This is a genomic window from Nostoc sp. (genome assembly GCF_036917555.1).
Lineage (GTDB): Bacteria > Cyanobacteriota > Cyanobacteriia > Cyanobacteriales > Nostocaceae > Nostoc.
Map to the genome: position 1 here is coordinate 1 of NZ_JBALDD010000052.1, position 12,540 is coordinate 12,540.

At 41.6% G+C, this 12,540-nt stretch carries 5 protein-coding genes and 1 pseudogene; 5 read left to right on the forward strand and 1 reads right to left on the reverse strand.

Going from position 1 to position 12,540, the window contains the following annotated elements:
- Positions 1-406 precede the first annotated feature (406 nt).
- The 3 genes from V7K60_RS20325 (at position 407) to V7K60_RS20335 (ending at position 5,658) form a co-directional block, all read left to right on the forward strand.
- Positions 407-1,753, forward strand: a complete 1,347-nt coding sequence (locus V7K60_RS20325) for an LLM class flavin-dependent oxidoreductase (protein ID WP_334927745.1) — start codon at positions 407-409, stop codon at positions 1,751-1,753.
- 404 nt (positions 1,754-2,157) lie between these two features.
- Entirely contained in the window at positions 2,158-5,073 is a 2,916-nt protein-coding gene (locus V7K60_RS20330) for a helicase-related protein (protein ID WP_334927747.1), read from the forward strand.
- A 261-nt stretch (positions 5,074-5,334) separates the two neighbouring features.
- A complete protein-coding gene (locus tag V7K60_RS20335) occupies positions 5,335-5,658 on the forward strand; it encodes an ImmA/IrrE family metallo-endopeptidase (RefSeq protein ID WP_334927749.1) in 324 nt (107 codons plus the stop codon).
- A 1,083-nt stretch (positions 5,659-6,741) separates the two neighbouring features.
- On the opposite strand, the gene V7K60_RS20340 is transcribed toward V7K60_RS20335, so the two are convergent.
- Positions 6,742-6,894 carry a hypothetical protein gene (locus tag V7K60_RS20340; RefSeq protein WP_334927751.1) on the reverse strand — a complete coding sequence of 51 codons (153 nt, stop codon included), beginning with the start codon at positions 6,892-6,894 and terminating at the stop codon, positions 6,742-6,744.
- A gap of 443 nt (positions 6,895-7,337) precedes the next feature.
- Between V7K60_RS20340 and V7K60_RS20345 the strand changes: the two genes are divergently transcribed.
- Together V7K60_RS20345 and V7K60_RS20350 are read left to right on the forward strand one after the other, a co-directional pair.
- Positions 7,338-11,366 carry an interleukin-like EMT inducer domain-containing protein gene (locus V7K60_RS20345; RefSeq protein WP_334927753.1) on the forward strand — a complete coding sequence of 1,343 codons (4,029 nt, stop codon included), beginning with the start codon at positions 7,338-7,340 and terminating at the stop codon, positions 11,364-11,366.
- A gap of 675 nt (positions 11,367-12,041) precedes the next feature.
- A pseudogene (locus tag V7K60_RS20350) lies at positions 12,042-12,446 on the forward strand (IS630 transposase-related protein); the annotation flags it as partial.
- Between the last annotated feature and the right edge of the window lie 94 nt (positions 12,447-12,540).

The window sequence follows — 12,540 nt, forward strand, 5'->3', positions numbered from 1 at the left end:
TTAATTTAAGCAAGAGCCTTTTTGGACGTTCACTCTCAGTAATATATATGTACTGTTAAATGGCGATCGCTGTGCCAGTTGCGTAAGTCCTGAATTAGTAATATTTATAGTTGAGAGGTTAATTTCGTAATAAATATAGGGTTGTTAGCTATTATTAACTATTTTTTATGAGGTATTCTTTTTAAAGTTTAGTCGCTAATAATACTACAAACATAAAGTTTAAGTCCTATCATATTTTATCTATCAAAGTAAGATTTTTAAAATAAATTGATATTGAATTTTAGCTATATTTTTGTTTGTTTTAGATATAATTTCGATGTTAAAATCGGACGAAAAATTTTTAAGAATCAACAACTACCTCAAGGGGACGGTTGCCCCTGCATTCTAAACATGATACGGAGGGCTAATGAGCAGATCGAAGCAATTAAAACTGGGTGCTTTTATGCGCCCGGTAAGCATACATACAGGCGCTTGGCGCTATCCTGGGGCTTTGCCTGACGCTAATTTCAACTTTCCAGCGCTGAAACGATTCATCCAGAAACTAGAGCAGGGCAAGTTTGATGCATTCTTCATGGCTGACCACTTAGCGGTGCTGGATATGCCAATTAACGCGCTCAAACGTAGCCATACTGTCACATCCTTTGAACCTTTCACCTTGCTTTCTGCCCTTGCTAGCGTCACCGAACACATTGGGCTGGTAGCCACCGCTTCCACGACCTATGACCAGCCTTACCACATTGCTCGCCGCTTCGCGTCTCTCGACCATATCAGTGGCGGTCGCGCTGGCTGGAACATTGTCACTACATCAAATCCAGAGGCAGCGCTCAACTTTGGATTAGAAGAAGAGGTAGATCATGACGAACGCTACGTGCGGGCTAGGGAATTCTATGATGTCGTCACGGGCCTTTGGGATTCCTTCGCTGACGATGCGTTCATTCGAGATGTGGAATCAGGGATTTATTTCGATCCCGCAAAAATTCATGTTCTAGGTCATAAAGGAAAACATCTCTCGGTGCAAGGGCCATTGAACATCGCCAGACCTGTCCAGGGTTGGCCGGTGATCGTCCAGGCGGGAGCTTCCGAAGCAGGTCGTCAACTGGCCGCCGCAACCGCCGAGGTCGTGTTTGCATCAGCCAGCAACCTAGAGGTAGGGAAGGCATTTTTTGCTGATATTAAGGGTCGTGTGCAGGCAATCGGACGCGATCCAGATAGCATCAAAATTCTTCCAGGTGTCTTGGTGATCGTGGGTGAAACCGTTGCAGAAGCGCGCGCCAAGCATCTTCATTTGGACAGCCTAGTACATTATGACAGTGGGATCGCGAGCCTGAATAGCGCACTTGGCTACGATGTTTCGCGCTTTGATCCAGAAGGGACCTTACCGGAAATCCCGCAGACTAACGCCGGACAGACCTCACGCGAACGAGTGATAGCGCTGGCGCAACGCGAAAACCTGACCATTCGACAGCTAGCTCAACGCATCGGCAGTTACGGCGGGCTGGCCTTCATCGGCACACCTCAAACGATCGCTGATGATATGGAGCAATGGCTGATAGAGGAAGGGTCTGACGGCTTCAACGTCATGTTCCCTTTTCTTCCTGAAGGGTTGAATGACTTTGTAGACAAGGTTGTGCCAGAACTCCAACGGCGTGGGATTTTCCGCCACAACTATGAGGGCAAGACGCTGCGCGAAAATCTGGGACTGGCACGCCCCGCCAACCGCTTCTTCCAGACCACCACCGCGTCTGTCAGCTAGACATCACACAACAATGTGATGAAAATCTTTTTTCCCAGTTAGAATCATGCCAACCTGTATATGCTTTTCCCTAGCCCAACCGAGTCAGCTAGTAATAACCTGGGTCGAAGTTATCTAGCGATCGCTTGACTGCGATGATCTGAAAAAGCATTGCATCAAATGCACCTAGCCCCTCTAAATCAGCTTCTTTCCCCGCCGCAGGCATCTGCCTCAATTGCGTTTCTTTGCTGCGTTAGCTCAGAGTTTGAGGAATATGAGGCATAACAAATTCCTTTCGTTATGCCTTACGTTAAATTTATAACAGGACTTACGCAACTGGTACAGCGCAATCGCTAAATAATAGTACATAAGTATCAATAAAACAGATAATAGAAAGGTATTGCTGAAATTAGTAACACTCCCTCATGCCTCGCAAGTCAAAGTCAAAGTTAGCTTTGGTTTTACAGTCTAATCCTGATGGTCAACCTATAGCAGGTGTCGGCTCTGGTGTAGGATTAGAGTTTATTAAAGCCTATTTTCCAGAAGCTGAAAATACAATTCGTATTGCTAGTGCTTACTTTAGCCTGGTTGGATACAAGTTGGGTCGTCAGTATGTGGCACCGGAGGTACAATTTCAAATCCTAGTGGGTCGGGAGGAAGGAAAGCATGTCCGAGCCACTGTCATTGATGAGATTACCGCAGATTTGGGGCAGTGTGATACAGATCTGTGGAGAACAGTTTTTGAATTAGTTGAACGCATGAAATCCGGACGCTTTATTATTCGAGATGCCCGTGAAATGCAAGTGCCTTTTCACTGTAAATTTTACATCTGTGATTCAAAGCTAATATGGCATGGTTCATCAAACTACAGTCGTCGAGGACTTTGCCAATCAGCAGAGCAAGTGAGCGTTAGCCACGATTCTGAGCGGATCTGTTTGTTTACAAATTGGTATGATGATGTTGCTCAAAATGCCCAAGATTTACTGGCTGAACTGATCAAAAAGTTAGAGGATTGGCTTAATCTCGCCACCCCATTCGAGGTATATCTCAAAACACTTTTTTTGCTCAATAACTTAGCTGAGTATCCTTTGTGTGTGGGCGCCTATTCTCCTGTGTATTATCAGAAGGGTGTGATTGCACGTGCTCTTCGTCAAGCTAATGAGTATGGTGGTGCACTGATAATAGCTGCTACTGGATTGGGTAAAACTGTTATTGGTGCTGAAATTGCTTTGCGTTTGCAACCAATAGGCAGAACCAATCAAGTTATTTTAATTGCTCCTGGTGGAGTACGTGAAAATTGGGAACAGCAGCTTGAAAATCGCAATGTTTATTTTAAGTTTTTTAGCATTGATGTGCTGTTTCGCAAGGCTTCTCAGCAATCTCGCCATCAAACTACCCAGCTAGAGAAGCTGCTTCAACGAGCTAATCATAATACCGTCATTATTATTGATGAGGTTCACTTTTATCGGAATGAGCTTCTACGGGAGAAGTCCAAGCGTGGTAAGAGTTTGGTTTATGAACGTATAGTACCAGCAGTCAGAGCAGGTGCAAAAATCTTTCTTCTCACAGCTACAGCATACGGCACAAATTACTTAAATCTCAATAGTCTGCTACATCTTCTACCTCATAGATTTTACAACCCTAATCTATTGGATAAGCAAAGTCCTTGGAAGATTAATGATGCCGAAGAGTTTTCCCGCCTACCAATTGTGACCATTTTGGGGTTACCTCACGTCTTAAAAATGGCTCGAAACAGAGGTGATATTGATACAAACGGACGAACTTTCATTCAGTTTGGTGATGAACGACGTTATCTACCAAAAAGCCTCAAGCTGTATTCGTTACGCTATCAATTGTTCTTGCAGCCTGAACTACAAGCTGCTTTTGATCGCCATTATTTTGATCAAGCTTTTAAGTCTCCACATGAATGGTTCGATGATGACAGAATGGCTCTTTGCGAGAGTGCGATCGATACAGTGTATAACTCTTCACTTACAAACTGGCTCAGTTCACCTGTTGCAATGGCAGACAGTATTGAACAAAACCTTGTTACATTAAGCTATTCTGAGCAAGTCGATGGCTTTTCTCAACTTACTCTAAATTTATGGGAACAGTCTGCTACTGATGTTTATAATCAAGAACATCGCTCTTTCAACGTGATTGATACACAAAATCGTGCTCATAAAACACCGATGTATATAAGCTTGGAAGAGCGTAGCAATACTCTTACACCATTATTAGCACGGCTTAGGCGGAGTAACTACACAGATGACAAGTTTCTCAAATTGCAGAAGATTATTGAGGATCACTGCTTAGATACAAGGGGCAAAGTCATCATATTTGTAAAGAGATATCTTACTGCCCAGTATTTACTAACTATCTTGCAGAGAAAGTTTAGTGGAGCGCTTAACATTGGTTGTACAGTTGAAACTGATGAAGATAATCCGCGATTAAAAGCTGGATTACAGCGTTTTGAAGTGCTAAAACAGTTTTCACCACGTTCTCACAATTACAATGCCAGGCGAGAGTATGACGTACTAATTTGTACTGATGCAGATGGTGTGGGTGTTGATTTACAAGATGCGGATACAGTTGTTAATTACGATCCACCAGAAGGAGCGGATGAGCTATTTCAAAGGGCAGGTAGAGTGTTGAGGATGACTGCAAATTCGGAGCGAGTGGTTCAGTTTTATACACTTGTACCGTCAATCATTGATCAAAGAAATAGCTCCTCCCGTGTACAAAACGATATCTGTAAGAGATTTGCTCGCATTGCTGATCGCCACAACAAATCGAAACGCATTTTAGGATCTGGTGTTATATCAGAAGAAGAACACTCTGAAATAACGCTTGATAATGATTTGGATGTGGAGCAACTTACACAAGACGGTAAGTTTTGGACAGACATTGGTGGACTTGGTGCTGAGTCCATGCTGTCTCATATAGCAGTGCTTGAACAACACCGGAGTCGTGCAGAAGAACTGCCAGAATATTTACTCAGTGCAAGGAGCTATTCCAAGGCTCAACCCTGCATCTTTGTCCTGCTTAAGTATGAAAGTAAGTATTGTCCGATACTTTTCAACTTGTCAAGCAAGAAGCTTGAAAAGCAGGATGAACTTTCTATTCTTGACTTAATTGCCTGTATAGAATCAGAACCTTGTGCCGCAATTCAAGCTGCTGAGATTGAGAAGATAGCTAACCAAGCTGTCCGTGCTTGGTGCGATTTTGAGAATATTTCGGTAGATCAGGTAAGCAAAATTTGTGGTCTTTATCTCGTACCTCTTGACAAGACAGCAGAAATAAATCGGTTGCTAAATGACACTTCTAACGATGAAGAATAAAACATGAAAATACAAGGTTAATATATACTTGATTTGGTTCAAGTCTAGTTAATTCTAAGTTAAGAAGGCTAACACTGACGTGAGTTCGGCGACAAATTAAAAAGTAGCTGGTGCTAATAAATATTAGCTGAGTTTGTCAATCAAATTCTGAAAACGAAAACGTCCATACTAGTTCCAACAATTTTAACACCTGAACAGATTTCCACTTTAGATCCTTCTGTAGTAGCGGTATTGCTCGATAGCAATCAATGGTCAGCAGTGATGATCAGCCAAAATCCATTTCGGATTGTAAACAATCCACGCCATACGCCCGCGCGACGTGAGTCGAATTTGATGCACGAGTTTGGACACCTGCTATTAAGACACAAAATTGTCCGCTTTGATCCAAATACCGGGCTTCCTCTGCGCCGACAGACCGATGAAGATGAAGCGACTTATTTAGCTGGGTGTTTTCAAATTCCACGCCGAGGTCTACTCTGGGCTGTTCAACGTCAAATGACACAGATGGAAATAGCAGTGCATTTTAATGCAAGTGAAGAAATGGTGCAATTCCGTAGTAACGTCACTGGAGTAAAAATCAGATAAATGTTGTATGAAAAATTTTTCCCTTTATGAAAATATTTGACGTTGTAAAAATATACATTACGGGTTTTCGCGATCGCATTTGGATAATTTTACCCTTTACTGCAAATCCAGTGAATAATTACTTAGGTTTTAATAAATATATTATACTTGTAATCATTGCAATAAAAATGGCTTCTGCAGGAGCTATAGAACTTCTTCAGAAACCATTTTACCTGAATTGTAGCCAAATAATGCGGTTGAACAATTTCAGCATCTCAAGTGCTTGCTACTGCCTAATAAATAAAAAATAACGGTTGAACAATTTCACTCATGATTTTTAGAGATACTTAATTTCTAGTCTAACAAAGAAATAAAACGATTAAACAATTTCTGGGAAGCTTTATGTGGCAACACTTTGATGGACTGTTCAAAATTTGAAACATCCTCTAATTGTATTGTTGGTATGGTAGCGTTCACAAAAATACCTCAGTGGAGATCGCACTTTATTTCACTTTACCTATGGCTGGTAGCATGGAGCGATCGCTGCTTTCGTTGAGCGCGCTTTGTGATAGCTACCCGCCCGCCAAGAGCGATCGCTGTACCTGACAGAGACAGTGAAATTAGATGTACGGGTAGCCCAAAATTTCTTTGAGATCAGAAAAGCTTACTTGTTCATGAAATACTTTCATTGATACGAATAAGCCAATAACTTTAATCTCCCTGACAGGTGTAGGTTTTTTACACGATGGCTAAAACCCAGATTATTACGTGGTCAATATGGGTTATTGATGTGCGTCTCCATATAAATGCGTACATACAACGTTACAGTCTGTTGACAATCATCTATGTGAGGATATAATCGTCTGTAAATCAATAATTAGGCTAATATACAGCCAAAAACCATCTCATTGTACAGCAATCCCTTAAATTGCTATTTAGGGTTTGCGAAAGCATCGTTTCGTGTTTATGTAGCGTGACGTTTGCTCTCAGCCAGGAGTTCACAAGTTCAGGTGTTTGATATATCAAGATGTCAAATATGTAAACTCGCATTTGGAAGTTGTTCTTGACTACGGCTAGTACGATATAGATTCCACTAACTCCACGCTATTTTCTCCAGTTCAACTGGGGAAAAATCGCAAATATCCATTTTCGACTTTCTATGCAGGTTGTCAAACCTGCACCCTCTGATTGTGTCGAAACAATTAGATAACTCATCGTTTTGAGCAAGTTTTCGGTAACAACCCGATTCTTGTTCATGCTTTGCTTTTCCACTTTCGGGAAATTGCAAACAGATGCAACGATCCAGAGCAAACCAATCGTATGTATAAGAAACCTTTAATAGCAAGAGTTTCGGCATCTTATCATTTAGCCTATTTTTTGAACCAGATCCTTACCCAGTAATGGTTTCTGAAAACTCGTGCCTTCGCCCTGTGTAACGACTGACTTTTCACGTTATATGGAAAAGTCCACTAAAAACCTAACCCCCAACTCGTCGCGGGAAGGGGGAAAATTCAAAGTCTCTCTCCTTTTAGGAGAGAAAAATAGAAGTGAGGTTTTCCAGATGCCGTGCCTTCGCCCTGTGCAACGATCCGAATAATCACAGTTTAAGAGAACGCCTGAAAAATTCAGAAATTAACCTTGGGAATCGTCTTAAGGTTGCGTAAGTTCAGATATCACAATTTTGTAGGTTGTATTAGACTATGAAAAATTTACTAATCAAAGTTAACTCTCAAGGGATTAAAGCAGGTAACTTTGCCCAGCTTACTCTGGGTAATGAAGATTTAGCTAAGGGCAACTATAGGGAAGGGTTAAATGTTGCTATTGTCAATGAATATACAGGAGAAATAATTAAATTTCAGAACTTTAATACTGCTGAGAGTAGGGAGCAGGGAATAGAATTTGCCAAGCTAGTCGAAGGGCTAACTGTTGGAAGAATTGTTGCTATAGCAATTAAAGGTAAAGCTATAGCCAGTATGAGCAACCGTGCGAAACGCGCTTGCCAGACTCTTGGTAGTAGTTTAATTTGTAATGTTAAGGAAGGTGATTCTTGGGCAATAATTGGACATAAAGGGGCTGCGCCAGGAAGTGTAAAAGAGCATTGGTCTGAAGGCTCTAGCGGTGTGACTATCGAACAAACTATTAATATCAGTGCCAAGCAAAGCTCTCGGATAAAAGCCTTTAAGATTGAAGTTTTTTCTGAGGGGAAAAGAGAAGGTGGAAATAATCCAACGTCAGGGGGTATGTCCATTACTAAAAATGGCGAAGCTGTAGTTTCTGGAACGGGGAATAGACGGGGGCTAAATGTCGCTGTTTTTAACGAAAATGATGGTTCGGTGCTAGATATTCAACATTTTGATACATGGGAGAATAAGCAAGCAGCTAATGATTTTGCAAACTTTATTAATGCTCTTCCTGATGGTCGCTTAGTAGTAGTGGCAGTGTGTGACGAGGGATCAAAGTATATTACAGGCATTAACAGCAGTGCTGGGGCAAAAAATCAGGCAGCGATAGATGCTTGCAAAAGTTTGGGAAGCCAACTAATTGAGGCGTTAGCTTGGCGAAACTCTTGGGCGTTGATTGGGTATAAAGGCAATCAGGAAGCACTGATGGAAAGACTATCAACAGATTCGGCTGTAACCTGTTATGAGTGGTTTTTGCCCGACCGATTATTTGAGATAACTATTAAGTCCCAAGGATTCTATGACGGTGTTAATAGAAACGCATCTGTTAAAGTTAATGGTGAAGAAATATTAGCGATTTCTGGTGAAGCGCATCGAGGCTTAAATGTCGTTGTCTTTGATGAACATGATGGCTCAATACTAGACACTCAACGTTTTGATACATGTATAAGTGAGCAAGCTGCTACGAATTTTGCAAACTACATCAAAAATGTTCCATTTGGTCGCTTGGTGGCTGTTGCAGTATGTGATGAGGGAGCAAGCTATATTACAGGCATTGGTAGCGGTAATCCTAAAAACCAGGCGGTGATTGATGCTTGCAAGAGTTTGGGCAGTACGAAGATCGAACAGTTAGCTTGGCGCAATTCGTGGGCATTGATTGGATACAAGGGGCCGGTTTGGGGAGAAGCTGTAGAAGTTTTGTCATCTAATGCGTCCGCTTACTGCCAATACAGGTTTACACCGTACACCGCACAAGAGGCTATCAATTACCGAGTGTCGGTGGTGTCGGGTGGTATAAAAGCTGGGAATACCGCAGCAATCTATGTGAACCAAGTCCCGGTGTTATCTGAGGATGATGCACAGTCGGGATTCAATGTGGTAGTAATTGATAAAGATTCAGGATTTGTTGTTAATCGGCAGTCATTTGGTCTTTCTGCTGGAGATCGTAAAGGATATAGTGCAGGCGATTTTATTGATTTTATTGAAGCAGTGCCTGTTGGCTACATTGTAGCTGTCAGCTTAAAGGAAGGTGTCTATCATATTACAGATGCTGTGCAATATGCTTTGCAATCTATCGGGAGTGGATTAGCTTTTAATTTGTGTGGTGAAAATTCTTTAACTTGTGAAGATTCATACGCCATTATCGGAATCAAAGGATCTGCACCCGGTTCAGTACCAGAAATGTTACAAACTGATGGTATTGCAGCAGTAAAAACTGTTTTTCCTGTTGCCACTATCAGACAATTTAACCCGTTTCGTGTTGTTAGTGCCATGTCAGAGGGAGTAAATGTAGGCAACAATGCTTGCATTACGACTAATGGGCATACAGTAAAAATGCCCAATAGCTACCAGCGTGGTATTAATGTGATTGTATTCAATCAAGAAGGTCAGGTGATTGATCGGGGAACGTTTGATACTTATGCTTCTACCAATGAGACGAACAAGTTCGTTGAATTCATTAATAAGGTTAATCCTGAAAATTACGTGGCTTTGGCTGTTAAAGATGAATGTACTTGGCACTTGAACTACAGTTCAAACGAGAAAGTTCGGCAGGTTTTCCAAAGTCTCGGTAGTACAATGATTAGCCAAGTAGGTTACCGGGATTCTTGGGTACTGATAGGTAAGAAGGATGGAACTAAGCTTGCTGAGGCATTCGCACGAGACGGGCAAGGCAATGCTACTGCTGTAGCGAATTTGACTGTCACCATTCAAGGTTCGTCAAACGATGCTGTGGTTTCGGTTGAGTCTGCGGGAACTAATTTTGGTAACTCAGCAAGGATTTCCTTGAAAGGATTTCCAGGTGAAGATGAGCGGTATTCGTATCAAAATGGAGTAAACGTAATCGTCTTTAATCCAGATGAAGGAATCAAGCGATTCGAGTATTTCGACACTACACAATCTGGTAAAGCAGAAGAGTTTGCGGCTTTGATTGAAGGATTATCCCCAGGGACGATGGTTGCTATTGCCATAAAAGGAAGTAATGCACTCACCAAGAGAGATCGAGCAGTGCGAGCTTGTCAGAGCATTGGTAGCAGCAAAATCCACAGATTGTCTAGCGATGGCTCTTGGGCAATTGTAGGGTTTAAAGGTGCTGCGCCGGGATTGGTTGTTGAGGCGATTAACAACGATGGAGCTACATCTTGCTGCATAACTTTACCCAAAGTTGCCCCACCACCTCCTATTACTGGTCATGGCAGAATACTGGCTGCCTTTATTATTCCGGCTGCTTATTATGCTGCCGTGGGTATTATTGCAGTTGGTAGCTATATTGGTACTCGTATTGTCGGTAATATAATAAAACATCAGCCTAATGGCGATCAAGGTAGCGGGCAATCAAGTGGTCAATCCTCTCAGTCCCAAGGTAGCGGGCAATCAAGTGGTCAATCCTCTCAGTCCCAAGGTAGCGGGCAATCAAGTGATCAATCCTCTCAGTCCCAAGGTAGCGGTCAGCAAGAAGAACAAAAGCAACCTGAACCACCAGTCATACAACTAGAAAAGCCGAAAAAAACGCTCACGATCCGATTTAAAGGATTGTTTATAGGCTTAAATTATACAAACGTAACAAATATCAACCAATTAGAAAGACCAGCTCAGGATAATTGGGATTTACTTCATTACATGTATTTGGTACTTCCAGGTTATTATAATAAAGTTTATCAGAAATACGACATTAAGGTTGAGTTTAGTGCTGTTTTCCTTACTGATAAGCAGAACCTGGGTTTGGATATCTTACAGCGCGATCTGTCGGTTGGTATTCAGAGTCAAGAAGCTACCCTCAAAAATGTTACAGATCACATCGGAAAATTGCAAGAACAACAAAATAACTATGATGTTTTATTTTTAAGTTACTCAGGTCATGGAAGTAATAATGGTTCATTGTATCTCGTACAAAAGAAGAAGCCGATTCTCAACATATTTACCACCAATTCACTAGAAAGCGCGGAATTAAAAGCTGAGGATTTCCTGAAGTTGATTGAAAATATCAATTATGCAGAAAAAAACTTTACAGCCTTTATTCACTGTTGTTATTCTGGACAGATCATAGAACGTTTCAAGGGTTTTGGAATATCAACAACATCAGAAAATTCGGTCTCTTATGATATGGATTTTCAAGCTGAGAATGCTATTAGATTTACTATGAATGATGGAGAGCCAACCTATGGAACTCTCTATGCAAGACTTCAAGAAATTGTGTACGAATTCTATGAGCGAACGGAATTATTGGAAAAAAACATAGATAAAAAAGAGGGAAAGCCAATTTTAAATGCTACTGCAAAATCGCGACAAACATGGAAAATTTTTGAACTTATTAGTTTAGAGTTAATGTAAAATAAAAGAAATTTGTACCACCAGCCAGACCAATCCGCAACAGATTCCAAGAGCGATCACCCTTCATCTTGAATCAAAACCATTTTCACGCCTCGCGCGATCGCCCTACTTGTCCTAGAGAGCGATCACCCCTTATTTTGAATCAAAGCCTTTTTCACCGGAAAGCGATCACCTTACTTATGCCAGAGAGCGATCACTCATTTTAAATCAAAGCCATTTTAACCAGAGAGCGGTTGCCCGATTTATCCCGAAGAGCAATCGCTTTTCTGATTTGTGGAAGGAGATCGCTTAAAAAGACCAAGGATTAATAATTACAACTCCTGTCCCGGCAAAGTCTTTTTCATTGCGAGTGACAAGTGATAGAGAGTTATGAATTGCGATCGCTGTCATTGAGCGAAAGCTGTAAGAGTTGTTGTTCTATCCCTCTTCTGTCACTTTTCGGGAGGGTGATCGCTAGAAGCCTGATGAGGTAATCAATACAAGCTATACTATTAGAAAAAAATTGGTCTTGGATTTGTTATTAGAAAAGAATCGTGCAATCGCTTGCTATACAAAAGCTCTAGAATTCAGAAATGGCAAATGTTTTCGGAGACTGACAGAAGAGGGCTATAGCAACCGCCAGTTCCATCAAGACGTAAGATAAAGTAGTCATAGCCCTGTTTCCTGGTTTTGAGAATGGCTCAACCCTATAGTTACGATCTACGTGCAAAAGTTATCAAGGCCATTGAAATGGATGTCTTTCAAAAAATGTGAAGCCAGTGAGCTATTCAATATCAGCCGCAACACCATCCACCTGTGGCTAAAACGCAAAGCTCAAACGGGTGAGTTCAAGCCGGAGCTTAATAGGCCACCTGGTCATAGTCACAAAATCACAGACTCGGAGAAGTTTCGTGAATTTGCCATAGCTCATGGTGATAAGACCACCGAACAAATGGCTCAATTGTGGGATGGGGATATCAGTTCACGCACAATCTCCCGTGCCCTCAAGAAAATCAGGTTCACACGAAAAAAAAGACCTATGGCTACCAAGAACGGGATGAATCCAAACGTGAGGCATTTTTAGAACAACTCAATCACATAGCACTCGTGAGAGGTTAGAGTAATTGCACATTTGTCAAGAGGGTGCGGGAAAAGGAGATAAATCCAGCTTGGAGACTGGCTTTCGCAGAGCTTT

Excerpts from the sequence above, each read along its gene's own strand:
- V7K60_RS20325 (WP_334927745.1), top strand. The coding sequence starts at position 407 with ATGAGCAGATCGAAGCAATTAAAACTGGGTGCTTTTATGCGCCCGGTA.
- V7K60_RS20330 (WP_334927747.1), top strand. The coding sequence starts at position 2,158 with ATGCCTCGCAAGTCAAAGTCAAAGTTAGCTTTGGTTTTACAGTCTAAT.
- V7K60_RS20335 (WP_334927749.1), top strand. The coding sequence starts at position 5,335 with ATGATCAGCCAAAATCCATTTCGGATTGTAAACAATCCACGCCATACG.
- V7K60_RS20340 (WP_334927751.1), bottom strand. The coding sequence starts at position 6,894 with ATGAACAAGAATCGGGTTGTTACCGAAAACTTGCTCAAAACGATGAGT.
- V7K60_RS20345 (WP_334927753.1), top strand. The coding sequence starts at position 7,338 with ATGAAAAATTTACTAATCAAAGTTAACTCTCAAGGGATTAAAGCAGGT.